An 18,747-nucleotide genomic window follows, 5' to 3' on the forward strand; every position below is an offset into this window, starting at 1 on the left:
CATGGATGCAACAGGAAATATCAGCGTGCTCCACATCGACGATGAGCCAACAAACGTACTGCTTTTTGAGGTAAACTTCCGGAGGTATTACCAGGTAATAAGTTCCAACTCCGGTGCCGATGGGTTAACAAAACTTACCCAAAACCCAAACATCGATGTTATTTTCTGCGACATGAAAATGCCTGGTATGAACGGGCTTGAATTTGCCCGTGAGGCAGCAAAGGTAAAACCGGGAATACCCTGCTTCATCCTAACAGGCTACGATATTTCACCCGAAATATACCATGCAATTAACGAGGGATGGGTAAGCGGTTATATTCAGAAACCGTTTGAGGTTGATCAAATTATTACAGCTGTAAATAAAGCTACCCGAACAACCGCTGATTAGTACCACTTTTTCCGCATGAATATCAGCAAAGCAAAAACCGAAATAGTTATCGATGCAATAACTATAGCACCAAATGCCCAGGGATGAGTTTCCATGTTATTGGGAACATTCATCCCATAAAAACTAGCAATTAGCGTTGGAATCATAAGCACAATGGAGATTGAGGTTAAACGCTTCATCACAATGTTTAGGTTATTGGATATAACCGAAGCGTAAGCATCCATCATACCGCTTAGAATGTCGGAGTAAACGCTTGTAGTTTCCTGTGCCTGGCGCAACTCAATCTCTACGTCCTCCAAAAGTTCCGGATTATAGGTATCGCGGTAGCTACGCAGGTTTTTTATCCTGTGCAGCAGTATATCGTTGCCCTTTAGCGATGTGGTAAAGAACACTAAGCTCTTCTCAATGCGAAGCAGATCCTGTAACTCCTCGTTACGGATGGAACGTTCAAGCTGGTTTTCGGCCTCCTTAATATCGTTGTTTATCTGTTTTAGGTACTTCAGGAACCATACACTTGACGATAGCATTATCCTGAGTACCTGATCGAAATGATCCTTTATTAAAATTCCCTTACGAACCGAGAATTGAATGAAATCAGGGATCACCTCGCAACGGTAGAAACTGATTGACACAAATACCTCATCCTTAAAAATAATACCAAGAGGGACTGTGGTGTAGGGAATTTTCAGATCGGTATTCTTATACGGTAAACGCATCAGGATAAAAAACCACCCGTTCTCATACTCAATACGAGGGCGCTCGTCAACGTCCTCAATATCGTTGTAGAAAGCATCGGGTACCCCGAGCTCATCGAGCAAATAGCGTTTTTCTTCGTTAGTAGGATTTTCGACGTTTACCCAGCAGTAGGGTTCCCATTCGGCGGTTGGATGTAAACCAATGTCCCTTTTCCAGAATGAAATCATGTACTATCCCTCCAAATTTTATAGAATAGAGGTATAGTACATTACCTCTATTCCGGGTTAACTATCAGGGTGATAATCGTCCATATTGAAATTTGACTTTTTTCCGACCGTGCAAAGTTAATTTTTTTTGTTTTAATACTACCATCTAATATGAATGTAATGCTTTTTTTGTGAATATTCATTAGCTGATTAATAAACCAGAATTATCGTTCGGCTCCCAACCAAGGCTATTGAATCTTTCTACGAACATCCTTTAATAAAATTTGTTAATGAAAAAACTTTTAAGTCAACCTCTTTTTTTTGTTCGAATATACTCACCTTAAATTACACTTCGTATATTAGCTAAATGTTTGTATGAAAATTATCTATCTAAATATATCAATAACAACCTAAATTATTAAACCTATGATTATTGACAATTTGTTCTGGATTGTACCGATTGCGTCGGTGATTGCCCTGGCGTTTGCCTACCACTTTTTTAGGCAGATGATGAGGGAAGATGAGGGTACTGACCTGATGAAAAAGATTGCACAGCACGTGCGTACGGGTGCCATGTCGTACCTAAAGCAGCAGTACAAGGTGGTTTTTATTGTATTCATAGTGCTAATGCTGCTTTTTGTTTACTTGGCATTTGGACTGGGAGTGCAAAACAAATGGACACCATTTGCATTCCTAACCGGTGGTTTCTTTTCCGGTTTAGCCGGATTTTTTGGGATGAAAACCGCCACCTACGCCTCGGCTCGAACAGCTAACGCTGCTAAGAACTCCCTAAACCATGGCCTCAGGGTAGCATTCAGGTCAGGGGCAGTAATGGGTTTGGTAGTGGTAGGATTGGCCGTACTCGATATCTCGTTGTGGTATCTTATTCTAAACTACTTTATCGATGAGCCCGATAGCTCCCATAAGCTAATCATAATAACCACTACCATGCTTACCTTTGGAATGGGTGCCTCAACCCAAGCGCTGTTTGCTCGTGTGGGTGGTGGTATTTATACCAAAGCAGCCGATGTGGGTGCCGACCTTGTAGGTAAGGTTGAGGCAGGAATTCCGGAGGATGACCCCCGTAACCCAGCCACCATTGCCGATAACGTGGGCGATAATGTGGGCGATGTAGCCGGTATGGGTGCTGACTTATACGAATCATATGCAGGGTCAATTCTTGCAACCGCGGCCCTTGGGGCTTCGGCATTTGTTGCAACCGGAGTTGAGATGCAGTACAAGGCAATCCTTGCGCCCATGTTAATTGCTGCAGTTGGTATAGTGCTTTCTATTCTGGGTATTTACATCGTTCGTACCAAAGAGGGAGCAACCATGCGCGATCTGCTACGCTCGTTGGGTATGGGCGTTAACGTAAGCTCTGCGCTAATTGCAATCCTTACCTTTGTGATCCTTTACACATTAGGCCTCCAGAACTGGATAGGAATATCCTTCTCGGTTGTTGCAGGGTTGCTGGCTGGTATTATAATTGGACAATCAACGGAGTACTTCACCTCACACTCCTTTAATCCTACCCGAAGGATTTCCGAAAGTGCACAAACAGGACCTGCTACAGTAATCATCTCAGGCGTAGGTTTAGGAATGGTATCAACAGCTATACCTGTTATAACCATTGCAATAGCAATTCTAATTGCATTCCTCTCGGCCATAAATTTCGATGTTAAGCACATGCTCGATGCCCAAAACATACAGCTCGGACTTTATGGTATTGGTATTGCAGCAGTAGGTATGCTTTCAACACTGGGTATTACCCTAGCCACCGATGCCTACGGTCCAATAGCCGATAATGCTGGGGGTAACGCTGAAATGAGCCACTTGGGTCCTGAGGTTCGCAAACGTACCGATGCCCTTGATGCTTTGGGCAATACAACTGCAGCTACCGGTAAAGGATTTGCCATTGGCTCCGCAGCTTTAACTGCCCTAGCGCTTTTAGCCTCCTACATTGAGGAGATTAAAATTGGGCTAATCCGTATTGGTGAGAATGTAATTACACTTGCCAATGGCGATACCATTGAAACCGCAAAGGCAACAATTGTTGACTTTATGAACTACTACCAGGTTAACCTAATGAACCCCGTTGTGCTTGTTGGCGTTTTCATCGGAGCCATGATGGCTTTCCTGTTTAGCGGCTTAACCATGAACGCTGTTGGTCGCGCTGCCCAAAAGATGGTTGAGGAGGTTCGTCGCCAGTTCCGTGAGATTAAAGGTATCATGGAGGGTGAAGCAGAACCCGATTATGCTCGCTGTGTAGCTATCTCCACTCGCGGTGCACAAATTGAAATGGTTCTTCCATCGCTCCTAGCAATTATTATTCCCATTGTTACAGGTTTGATACTTGGTGTTGCAGGTGTTTTAGGGTTACTTGCCGGTGGTCTTGCCGCAGGCTTTGTTCTTGCAATATTTATGGCAAACTCAGGTGGAGCTTGGGATAATGCCAAGAAGTATATTGAAGAGGGGAACTTTGGCGGCAAGGGTTCCAACAACCACAAGGCTGCAGTTGTAGGCGATACAGTTGGCGATCCCTTCAAGGATACCTCGGGTCCCAGCCTCAACATCCTTATCAAACTCATGAGCATGGTATCAATTGTAATGGCAGGGTTAACCGCAGCCTTTAGCTTACTGTAAAATTTAAATACCTAAATAAAATAAGACCCGGCGCAAGTCGGGTCTTTTGATTCGTAAAAAATTATACCTTTGCCACAATTGCAAAACTCCTTAGATTACAATGGTTAAAATTTCAGCAGTAATTATTACCCTTAACGAAGAAAAGAATATAGAACGTTGTATTCGTTCAGTTCAACGCGTAGCAGATGAAATACTAGTTGTTGATAGTTTCTCAACCGATAGAACAGAGGAAATATGTCAAAACTTAGGAACTCGCTTTATTAAACATAAATTTGAAGGCTTTCGCGACCAAAAGAATTTTGCAGTATCACAAGCAAGCCATGATTACATTTTGGCACTTGATGCCGACGAAGCCCTATCGGTAGAACTTGAAAGAGAAGTACTCCAAGTAAAATGCAACTGGAAATTTGATGGGTACAAGTTTATTCGCTTAAACAATTACTGTGGTAAATGGTTGTTCCATACTGATATGTACCCTGAAAAAAGAATTAGGCTTTTCGATCGTCGTAAGGGAAGGTGGCAGGGTGCCAATATACATGAAGTAGTAAAAATGGACCATAACGCTAAAGTTCAAACCCTAAAAGGTCATTTGCTACACTGGCGCTACCAGACATACGAGGAGCATATTGATGAAGTAAACCGGTACTCCACTATTTCAGCACAGGAATACTATTACCAGGGGAAAAAATCAGGATACATTAAGATGATTTTTCATACCACATGGAGGTTTATTCATTCATACTTTATCCGTACAGGTTTCCTTTCAGGATTCAATGGTTTTCTCATAAGCTTTCTTTTAGCTAAGCATTGCTTTGTCAAATATGCTAAACTGCGTAGGCTTTACAAAATAAACCGAAAAAGGCAACCCTACCCTTTTGTCAATATTTTAAATGCTCCTGCAAGTTTTAGGCCATTGGCTTCAGTAATAGTAACCACCTATAATCAACCTGAATGGTTAAGAAAAACCCTTTGGGGTTTTGAGTTTCAGACTGAAAAACAATTTGAAATAATAATAGCCGATGATGGATCAGGAGAAGCTACTATGCAGGTTATTGATGAATTTAAAAAAAGGAATACCCTAAATATAACTCATGTTTGGCATCCCGATAATGGTTTTCAAAAATGCCAAATTCTGAATAAGGCAATACTACATTCCAACTCGGATTACTTAATATTTACTGACGGGGACTGCATACCCAGAAACGATTTTGTTGAGGTTCATATTAAAAATGCTAAGCAAGGCGTTTTCCTTAGTGGGGGATACCTAAAACTTACAAAAAATGTATCAGATAAAATATCCTTTGACGATGTTAAAAATGGACTACCTTTTAAATATTCATGGCTAAAAAAGAACAAACAACCCTTTACCTATAAATTTTTAAAGCTAACCCAAAAACCATTTCTTCAGAAATTCCTTAATGTTATCACAACAACAAAACCCACATGGAATGGCCATAATGTAAGTGGTTGGAAAACCGATATCATAGCTGTTAATGGCTACAATGAGGACATGCAATACGGGGGGCTTGACCGTGAACTAGGTGAAAGATTGATGAATTATGGAGTTAAAGGAAAGCAAATTCGATATAGTGCAGTATGCGTTCATCTTGACCATCCTCGCCCATACCGCACAAAAAGTACCTGGGATAAAAACAATAGGATTAGAAAGGAAGTAAGACGGAAAAAGTTGCAGTGGACTAGCAATGGGATTATAAAATCAAAAATTTGAAGTTAATTTTACTTGAAACTATTGCTATGGAATCTTTAAAACTGGAAATTGAATATTTAGAATGGGATAGTAGGTTTTTTAATTTGAAGATAGGAAGAATATTACTAAATAATATCAATCTTCATAACAATTTCGAAGAGGTATTATTCCAAATTAATGATTATGATTTAATTTATATCTTTTCTCTAACCCAAATTCCTGTTATATCTCATGTAAATTTAAAACTCGTTGATGTTAAGAGAACCTATAAACTTGATCTTGCTAATTTTAAATTAGGTAAAATTTCTAATGACTTTACCAACAACATTAATGTATATGATAAAACTTATGTTATCCCCGAACTTGAAGATTTAGCCTATAAAACAGGTGAATATTCAAGATTTAAAACAGACTCTTATTTTGATACATCATCTTTTAAGGGATTATATAAAACTTGGATAGAAAACTCGGTTAAAAAAATTAATTGTGATGAGATTTTTGTTTACTCGATTAATGATAGGATTGTTGGTTTTGTAACAGTAAAATTTGACAAAAACTCATGTCGTATTGGTTTAATTGGAGTTGATGAAAATTATCGAGGGATGCAGGTTGGTAGTAACTTAATCAAAAAGGTAATAAATGAGGCTTTGCTTAGGAATATTACGAGCATTTATGTAGACACCCAAAAAGATAACCACATTGCATGCAGGTTTTATGAGAAAAATGGTTTCAAAATACATTTAGAACAATACATATATCATTACTGGAGGATTTATGATAAACTTTAACAAACCATTTGTAACAGGAAAAGAATTACTTTACATAGAAGAGGCATTAAAAGCAGGGAAATTATCTGGGAATGGAGTATTTACAAGCAAATGTCAGAATCTTTTATGTGAAAAATATCAATTTGGCAAAACGCTCCTTACCTCGTCTTGTACAGATGCTCTTGAAATGGCAGCAATTCTCTCACAGATTAAACAGGGCGATGAGGTAATTATACCTTCATTTACATTTGTTTCTACAGCCTTGGCATTTGTTAGGCAAGGGGCTAAAATTGTTTTTGCCGATAGTTCACATTATCATCCAAATATTAATGCTGACTCCCTAGAAGAACTAATAACTCCGAGAACAAAAGCCATTGCTGTTGTCCACTATGCAGGAGTTGCTTGTGATATGGAAAAAATTGAAAGTATATGTAGAAAGCACAACCTAATTCTCGTTGAGGATTCTGCTCAAGCTATAGATTCTTATTATAAAGATAGAGCGCTTGGAACTATTGGCGATTTCGCTTGTTTTTCATTCCATGAAACAAAGAATATTATATCTGGAGAAGGAGGAGCATTGGTTGTGAATAATGCTCAATATAATAAACGAGCAGAAATAATATGGGAAAAGGGAACAAATAGAACTGCTTTTTTTAGAGGCGAAGTTAATAAATATGGATGGGTTGATATTGGCTCTTCATTTTTGCCATCCGAAATAACCGCTGCTTTTCTTTATGCACAACTCCAAAACATTGAGTTAATTCAAGAGAAAAGGATAAATTTATGGAATAGATATTATCAAAACCTTAGTTTTCTTCAATCTGAAGGATACTTTGATCTCCCTTATATCCCTAAATATTCAACCAACAATGCTCACATGTTTTATTTAGTTTGCAAGAGCCTTGAAGATAGAACCAATCTTATTTCTTATCTTAAGAAAAATGAAATTATGGCTGTTTTTCATTACCAAAGCCTTCACAAAAGCCCCTTTTATGTTAATAAACATGATGGTAGAGAGTTGCCTAATAGCGATTGGTATTCCGATTGCCTTTTAAGGTTACCTCTTTATTATGAACTATCCTTTTCAGAAGTCGATTTTATTTCCGAAAGAATTATTGATTTTTTTAAAACTAAGCAATAATGAGCGAAAAAAAAGTATTACACATTGTTTTCCCTGAAAAGTTTTTCAAAGATTATATACACTTCATAAATAAGAATTTTAATCCTGAAAACCATCTCTTTTTGTATCTTAAAATGGCTGGTGATGAACCATGCTACAATAACGTTATTAAACTAAAGTTTTATAAAATACCTGTTTTGTTTCACATTTCCTTATACAAGTACTTTAATAAATATGATATAATATTTTTACATAGTCTATCTAAGGCAAAAGTGGTTAACTTTTTATTTCTATTTCCAAAATTTTTAAGAAAGAGTTACTGGCTTCTTTGGGGTGGAGATCTATATTATAAATTGGATTCTATTCACAATAAAAAGAAGAAGAATTTAGAAAACAAGATATTTTCTTCCATACTAAAAAGATTAAAGTTTGTGTTAACCTATGTAAAAGGAGATGTTGAAATAGCAAAAAGAGAATTTGGTTTTAATGGTATCCATTTTGATTGTCTGCTTTATCCTAGCAATGTTATTAATACTACATATTATATAAGTAATGATGAAAATAAAAAGGAACTAAACATATTGATTGGCAATTCTGCACACGAATCAAACAGGCATATTGATGCTTTTAATAAATTAAGTAAATTCAAAGATCTCAACATAAAAATATATTGTCCTTTATCCTATGGCGATTCAATATATGCCCAAAAAGTTGTAACAATAGGGAAAGACATATTTGGTGTTAAGTTTTTTCCATTGCTCGATTTTATGTCTTTAGCGGACTACAAATCTTTACTTAGTAAAATCGATATTGCCATATTTAACAATTGGCGACAACAAGGAATGGGAAATATAATAACATTATTAGCTATGGGAAAAACAATATATTTAAGAAAGGAGGTCACAACATGGAATATGCTAACCGAAAAGGGTTTTAAACTTAAAAATTTTTCGTCGTTTGAAGATTTAGAAACTTTAAATTTTCACGAAAGATTATATAATTCTAAACTAGCATACAATGTGTTTTCAGAAAAGAGATTAGTTGAACAATATAATCGCATATTCAATTATAATGAAATTTAAATTAGAAGATGCAATAAATATTTTACGCTCGGGCGGAATTATCCTCTACCCCACCGATACCATATGGGGGCTGGGCTGTGATGCCACCAACCCAGAGGCTGTGACCAGACTCATGACGTTAAAAAAACGTAACGATAGTAGGGGTTTTGTTATTCTGGTTGATTTGCCAGCCCGAATCCCTTCATATGTGGTGGATATCCCCGAAATGGCATGGGATCTAATTGAATTATCCGATAAACCGCTTACCCTTGTGTTTGATAAGGGAAAGAATCTTGCCCCATCGGTTTACGGTGAAAAAGGAACGATAGCCATCCGTGTTACCCAGAGCAAATTCTGCCAGCAGCTTATTTCAAGGTTTGGCCGTCCAATAGTGTCAACCTCTGCAAATATTTGCGGCTCGCCATTCCCAGAGAATTTCGAAGCTATTCCCAGGGAAATAGTATCGGGGGTTGACTATGTGGTTCCTAAGATTATTGATACAGAATCAACCGGAAAACCATCATCGATTATTGCCTTGTGGAAAGGTAACCAGATTAGAATTATTAGGGAGTAAACAAAACCTTGTGCAGAGCGGTGTGGCCAAAGGGTTTAAATTAGCTCGTTTTTGGGATCTTCGTTCGGTGTATCTTCCTTTTGTTTTTCGCTTTGTAATTCGCCCTCGGCTAAGTCAATTCCTTGCATTGAGGCTTGCTGTTCCGCTTCCTTTTTCGATTGGCCCAGGCCACGGCCAATCTCTTTACCGTTCCAGAGTAGGATTGCCTCAAACTGTGGTTTTTGCTTATTATCGCCGTACTCGTGGGTATCAAAGGCAACCTTAATGTGAAGCTTTTGAGCAATTTCCAGAATACGGCTCTTGTAATCGTGCTCAATGTTTTCCAGCTCTTCAAGATTGATATGGCGTCGGAGGAAGTTGTTAACCACCACATCGCTGGTGAATTTAAATCCCTTATCAATAAACATGGCTCCCACAATAGCTTCCAGGGCGTTCCCGTAAATATACTTTTGGTGGTTAAGGGCACCATTATTTACCTTCACCACCTCAGGAAGCCCAATACTAATTGCAAGCTGGTTCATGTTGTTGCGGCTAACAATCTTTGCCCGCATCTTAGTGAGAAAACCTTCGTCGCTATTGGGGAATTCAGCAAATAGATAGTCGGCCACAATGGCATCGAGGATGGCATCGCCAAGGTATTCCAACCTTTCATTATCAACCTTTTGACCAGGTGATATAATAAGAGAAGCTGACCTGTGAACCAGCGCCAGCTTGTAAACATCAAGATTATCGGGGGCAAACCCCAAAATTTTTTTAAGATTCTGATAAAATTCTTTATCGGCGGCCGTTAAGCGTAACCGACGTATGGGTTTACTTAAGAATTTTAACACGTTGAAATGCTACATCTTTTTTACGATGATGGATGCGTTGTGTCCACCAAAACCAAAGGTGTTGCTTAAAGCAGCACGAACAGTTCGCTTTTGAGCAACATTTGGCGTTAGGTTAAGCTTGCTGTCAATTTCAGGATCAACCTCTTTTAGGTTGATGGTTGGTGGTACCACATCTTTATAAACGGCCATAACTGCAGCAAGAGCCTCAATGGCACCGGCAGCGCCAAGCAGGTGACCGGTCATCGATTTTGTTGAGCTGATATTTAGCTTGTAGGCATGCTCACCAAAAACTTGGATAATGGCTTTAGTTTCAGCAACATCACCAAGTGGAGTGGCTGTACCATGAACGTTAATATAATCGATATCCTCGGGTTTCATGCCGGCATCGCGTAAGGCATTTTCCATAACCTTACGGGCACCAAGCCCCTCGGGGTGAGGTGCTGTCAGGTGGTATGCATCGGCTGACATGCCGCCGCCTACCAACTCACAGTAAATTTTGGCCCCACGGGCTTTAGCATGCTCGTACTCTTCGAGTATCAGAGCTCCAGCTCCTTCACCCATAACAAAACCATCGCGGGTAGCATCAAATGGACGGGAGGCTGTTTTATACTCCTCGTTACGGGTCGATAGTGCCTGAAGCGCATTGAATCCGGCTACGCCAATTTCGTTAACTGAGGCCTCAGAACCTCCGGTTATAACAACGTTAGCTTTACCGGTTCGGATTACATCGAGGGCACAAATAATACCGTTGGTTGCCGATGCGCAGGCCGATACGGTTGAGAAGTTTGGTCCACGGAAACCGTACTTCATGGAGATATGCCCGGCTGCTATGTCGGCAATCATCCTGGGAATGAAAAAGGGGCTAAATCGGGGTGTTCCATCACCACCGAAATAGCCTCTTAGTTCCTCGGTAAGGGTTTGTAACCCCCCAATACCCGATGCCCAAATTACTCCGGCCATGTCGAGGTCAATGGCCTCGGGGTTAATGCCTGAATCCTTCATGGCTTCTTCAACTGCCACCAGCGCAAATTGTGTGTAAGGATCGAGCTTTTTAACCTCTTTGCGATCGAAGTAGTTATTTGGGTCAAAATTCTTTACCATGCAGGCAAATTTGGTTTTGAATTTCGACGTGTCGAAACTTGTAATGAGTTCACAACCACTAACTCCATTCTCAAGATTAGTCCAGTATTCCTGAATGTTATTCCCTAAGGGGTTAATGGTTCCAACACCAGTAACAACAACACGTTTCATTTCCATATTAAAATGTGTTTTAGTTAAAAACCAAAATTTGCCTTGCCGGTTAATAGTTAATTACTTGCTGTGCTGTTCAATGTACTTGATAGCATCACCAACGGTGCTGATCTTTTCAGCTTCCTCATCGGGAATAGATAGGTTGAATTCCTTTTCGAATTCCATAATCAGCTCAACGGTGTCAAGTGAATCGGCACCAAGATCGTTGGTAAAGCTAGCTTCAGGAGTTACTTCGTTCTCATCTACTCCAAGCTTGTCAACAATGATCGACTTAACTCTAGTTGCAATGTCTGACATAGTTTTAAAATTTAGTTAGTAAATTGAGTTTTCAAATCACAAAGAAAAACTTATTTTCACCTGAAAACAAATCAGATGGTAAAAACGTGGCAAAAGTAATTTTTTTGTTCATATTTTTGACGCTTGTTAACAATTTTTTTTTGACAGTCGTTTAAATTTAAACATTATCTGCCTGATTATGTTCAACATAGCCATTTTTGCATCGGGATCAGGATCCAACGCCGAGAATATTGCCAAACACTTTTTGTCCAATCCAAAGTTTAAAATTACACTAATAGCCACCGAAAACCCTAATGCGTTTGTTCTGGAAAGGGCTAAGCGTTTAGGGATTCCCAGCTTTCTGTTTACCATGGATGAGCTCAGGAATGGGAGTGTGTTGAGTAAGCTAATTGAGCAAAAAATTGATTTTATTGTTTTGGCCGGATTCCTGAAAATGGTTCCCGTTGAAATGGTTCGGCACTTCAACAATCGTATTGTGAATATACATCCAGCACTGCTCCCCAAGTATGGCGGTAAGGGCATGTATGGCGATAGGGTTCATAAGGCAGTTATTGCTGCTGGGGAAACGGAATCGGGGATAACCATTCATTATGTAAATGAACACTACGATGAGGGTGATATAATATTTCAGGCACGCTGCCCGGTTTTACCCAATGATACACCTGAAACCCTAGCTCAAAGGGTACATGAGCTTGAATGGGAGCATTACCCTAAAGTTATTGAAACGCTTTTAGAGAAAATGGGCTAGTCCTCAAGGATTCGCTTCCCGAAGTTTACATGCAACCCAACCGAAATGGTTACAAATTGATTATCCCAGTACCGTTGGTCGTGGCCTCGGAGGGGGAATGAAAAACCAAAACATCCCACAAGCCTAATCCGTTTGTAACCAATTTTACCCACAACGCCGGGTTCGTAGAACCAGTTTTTTTGAGGGCCAATGTCAACCAACGACAACCGGTTTACCACGCTGAAGTCGAGCCAGTCGTTACAGAAACCCAAGGCGGGTTGTATGAACCAACGGTTAAAGGTAATGTCAGGTGGTCCGTCCCAGGTGATATTCCTGAACTTGGCAGGAACTTTCCCAACACCACCTCCCGCATATATTTCAAAAATACCCATATCGCTGAATCGCTCGGTGTAACCAACTGCGCCCTCAACTAGTGTCCGCTTTTCAGTTACCTCTACATCGTCCTCAGTTCTCTTATTCTGCTGGAATTGCCCGTTAACCATCAGTCCTAAATTATCGGTTACCGCTACTGCAGTTTGAGCCTCCAGACCCGATGAACCAGCCCAAGCATTGAATTGAGCATCACCCCTGTTACGGAGCAAAGGGCTGTTGAACGTGTTTGGAATATAGGTTATTTTACAGCCCTGAAAAACCAGAAACATTGCCAGTAGGCAATAAAGTTTAGGAATATTATTTGATTTAAACATTACCTAAATGTTTGAGAGCAAGTTAGCATAACGCAGCTAAATTGTCAACAGCGCCCATTACAATTTTGATATCCATTCAACTTATAAAATTTTTTTCTAAATAAAAAGTCCATAAAATGGGCATTTCAGAGCAACTCGTTAAACATTAGCTAATTTCTACTAAATTTTTTTTGCGAATAGAGTTGATTTTTTCATTTCTTGGATTATATTCGCAAGTGATAAGCCTTTATCGTTCAGAGCAAAACAAAATTGATAGTGCTATGCCCTACCGCCGATTACCCAACACCGATAGCGCTCGTATTCGCGCGCTCAAAGCTGCCTATAAAATGGGCAAAAATACCCACCCACAGGAATTAGCCTTTTCGCAGGCAACATTTTCCAAGGTGGAACTATTCATAAACTCATTCGAAAAGGCTATAGCACACTACAAGGCGGCATACGATACTCAGGTTGAACGAAGCAAGGATTACCAGCAACTGGTAAAAAAGGCCAGATTGTACCTTTCGCACTTTATTCAGGTAGTAAACATGGCCATTGCCCGGGGTGAACTACAACCAGCAGTTCGGGAACTTTACGGTATGGATATTGATGAGTCAAAGCTACCCTCACTAAATACTGAAAAAGACCTTATAGAATGGGGCAAAAAGATAATTGAGGGTGAGATGGCACGTACCCGTAAAGGGATGACACCAATTACCAACCCCACTATTGCTGTTGTTAAGGTGCGCTACGACCAGTTTCTTGAAGCCTATAACTACCAAAAAGTGCTCCAACATAACACCCAGCGCATGCTTAATGAGCTGAATGAACTCCGTAAAAAAGCCGATGAAATAATCCTAACCATATGGAACGAAGTGGAGGAACACTACAAAGACCTCTCTGATGAGGAACGTAGGGAAAAGGCAACCGCTTACGGTTTGGTTTACGTTTATAGAAAAAACGAGATAAAGGGGTTATCGCTACTCGATAACGCTATCCCCCGTCTGTTTTAGTTCGCTTTCCCGTTCAAACTCCCTTTTAATACTTACTATTAGCAGCGAAGTTGCTACCAGGCTAACAAGCCCAAGTATCCAAAGGTCAGTTATACCACCAATATTTTCAATTCTCTTATCGGCCGCACCCATGCCCATAAGCATATAACCTGTGGTAGCAATGGCATTGTTAAAGAAATGCGCAGCTATGGGAACCCAAATACTACCTGTAACCTCAAGCAGGTAACCAAATGCAACACCCAGCGCAAAGCGGGGGATAAAACCTTGAAACTGCATGTGTATAGCACTAAACAGCGCGGCCGCTAGCAAAATACCAACCCATCGCGAGCGTGTATACTCAACCAGCCTCCGCTGAAGGATTCCCCGGAAAATGAGTTCCTCACCTACTGCGGGGAGGATGGCAATCATCAATATATTAATCAGGTAAGCCCAAATACTATCGGTTAACAGAAATGCCTTTGTAATAGCCTCTGCCTTCCTTTCCATTTCTACCATCCAGTCGCTCACGGGAATCAGCTGGTTGATGGATGCCAAAAGGTTTATGGCCGGTAGTGAGATAAGTACTATAATAAATGTTTTGAGTATTGTTTGGAATTTCACCTTTTCAAAGCATAGGTAACTCCATGGTTTTTTGGAAAAAAGAAAGGCCGATAGAATGGCTGGTATAATAAAAATTCCTGTGGTTTGTAGTATTTGTATTAGTTTTAGAGCATTTAAATTAGTTAGGTTGTTTCCTAAAACAACCTGCACTCCCGATGCACCATACATTAAGCCTAGAAGCAATATTCCAATCAACGAAAAAAACGTGGAGCTAACAAAAATGATTGCTCCAAAAATCACCATCTTTCCAATAAATGATTTTGATTCAAAAGACCCATATTCCATAAACTAAAAAATTTTTACAAAAGTAATTCATATCAACTTTCAACAAAGCCTTTAACAGTTTTCTTTTGATATTTTTGCATGGCAAAATCAAATGGATGAAAATAGGGAATATTGATTTAGGCGATAAACCTGTGCTACTGGCTCCCATGGAGGACGTAACCGACCCATCGTTCCGGTACATGTGCAAGCACTTTGGTGCCGATATGATGTATACTGAGTTTATTAATGCCGATGGGCTTATCCGCGATGCAGGGAGCAGCGTAGCAAAGCTAACCATTTACGATTACGAACGACCCATTGGCATTCAGCTTTACGGCCATATAATTGAGAGCATGGTTGAGGCTGCCCGGGTTGCAACCGAGGCAAACCCCGATGTTATTGACATAAACTTTGGATGCCCGGTTAAAAAGATTGCCAACCGCGGCGCAGGCTCAGGTATGATGCGCGATGTTCCCAAAATGGTTGAGATGACCCGCCGAATTGTGGAGGCTACCCATTTGCCGGTTACTGTTAAAACCCGCTTGGGTTGGGACGACCAATCGAAAAATATTGTTGAAATTGCTGAACGCCTTCAGGATGTTGGGATAAAGGCCATTACCATTCATGGCCGCACACGCGCTCAACTTTATACTGGCAAAGCCGATTGGACGCTCATTGGTGAGGTTAAGAGTAATCCTCGGATGCACATTCCAGTTATAGGCAACGGCGATATTGATAGTCCAATTAAGGCCAAGGAGATGTTTACCCGTTACGGGGTTGATGGAATTATGATTGGGCGCGCCACCTATGGTCGTCCATGGATTTTTGCTGAGGTGAAGCATTACCTTAAAACCGGTGAGCTTATGAAACCCCTCTCTACCGCTGAAAAGGTTGAAATTGCCCGTTTGCACTTTGAGCGTTCGCTCCAGGTTAAAGGAGCCAAAACCGGAATGCTCGAAATGCGAAGGCATTTTGGCTCATACTTTAAAGGATTACCACACTTCAAGGATATCAGGCTAAAACTACTAACCACCCTTAACCCCGATGAGGTTTACTCACTCCTAAACCTAATAGCTGAACGCTATGGCGACTATGTGGTTGACGAGTCCATTAATCCCTCGCCCTGGGCCGACAAGCAAGACTAGTGCGCCTCAAGCCAGTTGCTGCCAGTACCAATCTCCACCTCCAGCGGAACGCTAAGTGCGGCTGCACCCTCCATGCATTTCTTTACTATTGCTTTTACCTCATCTAGCTCTGGGCGGTAAACATCGAATACCAACTCGTCGTGAACCTGAATTATCATTTTGGACTTTAGCTTGCCACTCTTGAACTCGTCGTGTATTCTAATCATCGCCATTTTGATGATATCGGCGGCCGAGCCCTGAATGGGAGCATTAATTGCGTTCCGCTCAGCAAGCCCACGTACCACCTGGTTGTTTGAGTTGATATCGGGCAGGTAGCGCTTACGTCCAAAAATGGTTTCAACCCATCCCCGCTCACGAGCCTGCGAAACGCATTTTTCCATGTACTCCTTCACTCCCTTGTAGGTTGTGAAGTAGCCATCAATCAGCTCCTTTGCTTCGGTTCTTGAAATACCTAACCGCTGCGATAAGCCAAACGCTGATATGCCGTATATCATTCCAAAGTTGGCTGTTTTTGCCTTTCGGCGTTGGTCAGCAGTAACCTCATTCAGGGGTATCCTGAATATTTTAGCAGCGGTTGCAGCGTGAATATCCTGCCCCTTTTCAAAAGCCTCTAGCATGGCGGGGTCAGCACTCATATGCGCCATAAGGCGCAACTCTATCTGGGAGTAGTCGGCTGATAGTAGCAGGTAATCGCCGGGCGATGGAATAAAAGCCTTCCGAATCTCCCGTCCGTTCTCATCGCGTATGGGAATATTTTGCAGGTTAGGATTGTTAGAGCTTAACCTTCCGGTTGAAGCCACCGCCTGATTGAACGAAGTGTGTATTTTCCCAGTTTTTGGATTTACCAGCGTGGGTAGGGTTTCGATATAGGTTGAAAGCAATTTTTTTATGCCTCTAAACTCCAATATTTTGGGAACAATAGGATGGGCATCGATATACTTCTGGAGTTCCTCCTCGTTGGTTGAGTACTGCTTGGTTTTGGTAAGCTTGGCATCGGACGATATCTTAAGCTTTTCAAACAGAATCTCGCCAAGCTGTTTGGGCGATGAGATATTCAAATCGGGCACTCCGGCCATTTGGCGTATCTCACTTTCGAGCTCAACCAGCTGCGCTGAGAGAATCTCCCCGTAATCCTTTAAGCTTTTGGTGTCGAGCGATACACCATTGCGCTCCATGTAAGTTAGCACCTCAACTAGCGGTGCTTCAAGGGCAAAGTACAGATTGGTTAAGCCCTGCTCCTCGAGCTTAGAGAACAGTACATGCTTGAGCTGCAAAGCTAAATCGGCATCCTCGCAGGCATATCGGGTAATTAGCGTAGCCTCAACGTTTCGCATGCTACCCTGCTTGGAACCCTTCTTCCCGATAAGTTCCTCAATGCTAATAGGCTTGTAGCTCAGGTAGATTTCGGAAAGGTAATCGAGATTATGGCGCGAGTCGGGTTCTAACAGGTAATGGGCAAGCATGGTATCGTAAAGGTGTCCCTTAATGTCAATTCCATAGCTTAACAGCACCTGCATATCGAACTTAATGTTCTGTCCTATCTTGGCAATGGTTTCGGTTCCAAATACATTGGCAAACTCCTTAACCACCTCTTTTGCCTGGTTTTGATCCGATGGTACTGGAACCCACCAAGCCTTACGCGGCGAAATGGCAAACGATAAGCCAACCAGCTCAGCCGATATTGGGTCAAGCCCAGTTGTCTCGGTATCAAAAGCAAACTCAATGGAGTTTTCCAGTTCTTTAATCAAAATTCTGCGTTCCTCTGGGGTTTGCGCAATGCGGTAATCAACCTCAAAATCGTTAATGGTTTTGAGGTTAATGGCTGGCTTTGGTGTTTCGGCTGCAGGCATATCGAACAGCGAGCCCTGGACGTACTGTGGCTTTTCCGCTTTTGGCGTAGCAGTAAACTCCTTGAGCATCGATCTAAACTCCAGCTCCTCCAGTAATGGTATTAGTTCTTGGGTTTTAGGCGATTTTACGGCAAGGTCGTTTTCAATATCAACGTTGAGGTCGATATTGGTAACAATACTTACCAGCTTACGGTTAAGCGGAATAATGTTAAGTGCAGCCTCAAAGTTTTCCCTTTGTGCCGGGCTAAGCTTATCGAGATTTTGAAGTAGGTTATCGATGCTCCCAAACTGGGAAATTAACTTTGCAGCGGTTTTCTCACCCACCTTGTTAACACCCTTGATATTATCGGAGGCATCGCCCCAAAGGGCAAGTATATCGATAAATTGCTTTGGATCTTGGATATCGTAATCCTTACAGAATTGCTCTGCAGTAACAATTTCCATCTCGTTTCCACTCCTACCTGGCTTGGCTATAATAATGTTCTCGCTTAAAAGTTGACCGTAGTCCTTATCGGGGGTCATCATTATCACCTCAAACTCCTTGGGGTTTGCCTTTGTGGCAAGTGTGCCAATAACATCGTCGGCCTCAAAGCCTTCCTTTTCAATAATTGGAATGTTAAGAGCATTTAAAAGGTTTTTAATGACAGGAACCGATGCCCTAATATCCTCAGGCGTTTCATCGCGCTGGGCTTTGTAATCGGGGTAAATATCGTTCCTGAAGGTTTTGCCCGATACATCGAATGCTACCGCCACATGGGTAGGGTTAAACTTTTTGATGGCATCGAGTGTGGCCCGGATAAAACCATAAATAGCCGATGTGTTCATTCCCTTGCTGTTACGCATTGGGCGATTGATAAAGGCATAGTATGCCCTGTAAATTAGGGCATAAGCATCGAGCAATAGCAGGCGTTTTTTCATGGT

At 41.1% G+C, this 18,747-nt stretch carries 17 protein-coding genes; 10 read left to right on the top strand and 7 right to left on the bottom strand.

Annotated features, from left to right (window positions below; all coding sequences use genetic code 11):
- Position 1: 1 nt before the first annotated feature.
- A complete protein-coding gene (locus WHS63_RS03240) occupies positions 2–388 on the top strand; it encodes a response regulator (RefSeq protein WP_445203867.1) in 387 nt (128 codons plus the stop codon).
- Here the strand turns inward: WHS63_RS03240 and WHS63_RS03245 are convergent.
- Complete coding sequence (locus WHS63_RS03245) at positions 385–1,311, bottom strand: magnesium transporter CorA family protein (RefSeq protein ID WP_369490930.1); 927 nt, start codon at positions 1,309–1,311, stop codon at positions 385–387. The two genes, WHS63_RS03240 and WHS63_RS03245, sit on opposite strands and share 4 nt — an antisense overlap.
- 405 nt (positions 1,312–1,716) lie before the next feature.
- On the opposite strand from WHS63_RS03245, the gene WHS63_RS03250 reads away from it, so the two are divergent.
- The 6 genes from WHS63_RS03250 (at position 1,717) to WHS63_RS03275 (ending at position 9,163) form a co-directional block, all read left to right on the top strand.
- Positions 1,717–3,933, top strand: coding sequence for a sodium-translocating pyrophosphatase (locus WHS63_RS03250; protein ID WP_445203868.1), 2,217 nt, complete (start codon positions 1,717–1,719; stop codon positions 3,931–3,933).
- A gap of 100 nt (positions 3,934–4,033) precedes the next feature.
- Entirely contained in the window at positions 4,034–5,662 is a 1,629-nt protein-coding gene (locus WHS63_RS03255) for a glycosyltransferase family 2 protein (RefSeq protein WP_445203869.1), read from the top strand.
- Positions 5,659–6,429: a GNAT family N-acetyltransferase gene (locus WHS63_RS03260; RefSeq protein ID WP_445203870.1), complete on the top strand. Its 771-nt coding sequence runs from the start codon at positions 5,659–5,661 to the stop codon at positions 6,427–6,429. The genes WHS63_RS03255 and WHS63_RS03260 overlap by 4 nt, the downstream gene beginning before the upstream one ends.
- Positions 6,416–7,549: a dTDP-4-amino-4,6-dideoxygalactose transaminase gene (rffA, locus tag WHS63_RS03265; protein WP_445203871.1), complete on the top strand. Its 1,134-nt coding sequence runs from the start codon at positions 6,416–6,418 to the stop codon at positions 7,547–7,549. Before WHS63_RS03260 ends, rffA begins: the two co-directional genes overlap by 14 nt.
- The gene (locus tag WHS63_RS03270) at positions 7,549–8,610 is read left to right on the top strand and encodes a TDP-N-acetylfucosamine:lipid II N-acetylfucosaminyltransferase (protein ID WP_445203872.1); all 1,062 of its coding nucleotides are present in this window, start codon (positions 7,549–7,551) and stop codon (positions 8,608–8,610) included. The genes rffA and WHS63_RS03270 overlap by 1 nt, the downstream gene beginning before the upstream one ends.
- Positions 8,600–9,163 (top strand): L-threonylcarbamoyladenylate synthase, encoded by a 564-nt coding sequence (locus WHS63_RS03275; RefSeq protein WP_445203873.1) that lies wholly within the window; start codon positions 8,600–8,602, stop codon positions 9,161–9,163. Before WHS63_RS03270 ends, WHS63_RS03275 begins: the two co-directional genes overlap by 11 nt.
- Before the next feature lie 35 nt (positions 9,164–9,198).
- Here the strand turns inward: WHS63_RS03275 and rnc are convergent, their stop codons facing one another.
- From rnc to WHS63_RS03290, 3 genes are read right to left on the bottom strand one after another with little or no spacing between them, the layout of a single operon-like run.
- The gene (gene rnc / locus WHS63_RS03280) at positions 9,199–9,993 is read right to left on the bottom strand and encodes a ribonuclease III (protein ID WP_445203874.1); all 795 of its coding nucleotides are present in this window, start codon (positions 9,991–9,993) and stop codon (positions 9,199–9,201) included.
- 9 nt (positions 9,994–10,002) lie between these two features.
- On the bottom strand, positions 10,003–11,250 hold the full coding sequence (fabF, locus tag WHS63_RS03285) for a beta-ketoacyl-ACP synthase II (protein WP_445203875.1): 1,248 nt from the start codon (positions 11,248–11,250) through the stop codon (positions 10,003–10,005).
- Positions 11,251–11,304: 54 nt separating this feature from the next.
- A complete protein-coding gene (locus tag WHS63_RS03290) occupies positions 11,305–11,541 on the bottom strand; it encodes an acyl carrier protein (protein WP_369490920.1) in 237 nt (78 codons plus the stop codon).
- Positions 11,542–11,719: 178 nt separating this feature from the next.
- Between WHS63_RS03290 and purN the strand changes: the two genes are divergently transcribed.
- A complete protein-coding gene (gene purN, locus WHS63_RS03295; RefSeq protein WP_445203876.1) occupies positions 11,720–12,289 on the top strand; it encodes a phosphoribosylglycinamide formyltransferase in 570 nt (189 codons plus the stop codon).
- Here purN and WHS63_RS03300 read toward each other — a convergent pair.
- Positions 12,286–12,975, bottom strand: a complete 690-nt coding sequence (locus WHS63_RS03300) for a hypothetical protein (RefSeq protein ID WP_445203877.1) — start codon at positions 12,973–12,975, stop codon at positions 12,286–12,288. The genes purN and WHS63_RS03300 overlap by 4 nt on opposite strands.
- A 260-nt stretch (positions 12,976–13,235) precedes the next feature.
- Between WHS63_RS03300 and WHS63_RS03305 the strand changes: the two genes are divergently transcribed.
- A complete protein-coding gene (locus WHS63_RS03305) occupies positions 13,236–13,967 on the top strand; it encodes a hypothetical protein (protein WP_445203878.1) in 732 nt (243 codons plus the stop codon).
- Here the strand turns inward: WHS63_RS03305 and WHS63_RS03310 are convergent.
- Complete coding sequence (locus tag WHS63_RS03310; RefSeq protein ID WP_445203879.1) at positions 13,935–14,852, bottom strand: lysostaphin resistance A-like protein; 918 nt, start codon at positions 14,850–14,852, stop codon at positions 13,935–13,937. The two genes, WHS63_RS03305 and WHS63_RS03310, sit on opposite strands and share 33 nt — an antisense overlap.
- A 95-nt stretch (positions 14,853–14,947) precedes the next feature.
- Here WHS63_RS03310 and dusB point away from each other — a divergent pair, with 95 nt between their 5' ends.
- The gene (gene dusB / locus WHS63_RS03315) at positions 14,948–15,976 is read left to right on the top strand and encodes a tRNA dihydrouridine synthase DusB (RefSeq protein ID WP_445203880.1); all 1,029 of its coding nucleotides are present in this window, start codon (positions 14,948–14,950) and stop codon (positions 15,974–15,976) included.
- Here dusB and polA read toward each other — a convergent pair.
- Positions 15,973–18,744, bottom strand: coding sequence for a DNA polymerase I (gene polA, locus WHS63_RS03320; RefSeq protein ID WP_445203881.1), 2,772 nt, complete (start codon positions 18,742–18,744; stop codon positions 15,973–15,975). The two genes, dusB and polA, sit on opposite strands and share 4 nt — an antisense overlap.
- Between the last annotated feature and the right edge of the window lie 3 nt (positions 18,745–18,747).

The sequence above is a fragment of the Tenuifilum sp. genome, from assembly GCF_037481895.1.
Lineage (GTDB): Bacteria > Bacteroidota > Bacteroidia > Bacteroidales > Tenuifilaceae > Tenuifilum > Tenuifilum osseticum.

Bases quoted from the DNA above. Each gene is read 5' to 3' on its own strand.
- WHS63_RS03240 (WP_445203867.1), top strand. From the start codon at position 2: ATGGATGCAACAGGAAATATCAGCGTGCTCCACATCGACGATGAGCCA.
- WHS63_RS03245 (WP_369490930.1), bottom strand. From the start codon at position 1,311: ATGATTTCATTCTGGAAAAGGGACATTGGTTTACATCCAACCGCCGAA.
- WHS63_RS03250 (WP_445203868.1), top strand. From the start codon at position 1,717: ATGATTATTGACAATTTGTTCTGGATTGTACCGATTGCGTCGGTGATT.
- WHS63_RS03255 (WP_445203869.1), top strand. From the start codon at position 4,034: ATGGTTAAAATTTCAGCAGTAATTATTACCCTTAACGAAGAAAAGAAT.
- rffA (WP_445203871.1), top strand. From the start codon at position 6,416: ATGATAAACTTTAACAAACCATTTGTAACAGGAAAAGAATTACTTTAC.
- WHS63_RS03270 (WP_445203872.1), top strand. From the start codon at position 7,549: ATGAGCGAAAAAAAAGTATTACACATTGTTTTCCCTGAAAAGTTTTTC.
- WHS63_RS03275 (WP_445203873.1), top strand. From the start codon at position 8,600: ATGAAATTTAAATTAGAAGATGCAATAAATATTTTACGCTCGGGCGGA.
- fabF (WP_445203875.1), bottom strand. From the start codon at position 11,250: ATGGAAATGAAACGTGTTGTTGTTACTGGTGTTGGAACCATTAACCCC.
- WHS63_RS03290 (WP_369490920.1), bottom strand. From the start codon at position 11,541: ATGTCAGACATTGCAACTAGAGTTAAGTCGATCATTGTTGACAAGCTT.
- purN (WP_445203876.1), top strand. From the start codon at position 11,720: ATGTTCAACATAGCCATTTTTGCATCGGGATCAGGATCCAACGCCGAG.
- WHS63_RS03300 (WP_445203877.1), bottom strand. From the start codon at position 12,975: ATGTTTAAATCAAATAATATTCCTAAACTTTATTGCCTACTGGCAATG.
- WHS63_RS03305 (WP_445203878.1), top strand. From the start codon at position 13,236: ATGCCCTACCGCCGATTACCCAACACCGATAGCGCTCGTATTCGCGCG.
- WHS63_RS03310 (WP_445203879.1), bottom strand. From the start codon at position 14,852: ATGGAATATGGGTCTTTTGAATCAAAATCATTTATTGGAAAGATGGTG.
- dusB (WP_445203880.1), top strand. From the start codon at position 14,948: ATGAAAATAGGGAATATTGATTTAGGCGATAAACCTGTGCTACTGGCT.
- polA (WP_445203881.1), bottom strand. From the start codon at position 18,744: ATGAAAAAACGCCTGCTATTGCTCGATGCTTATGCCCTAATTTACAGG.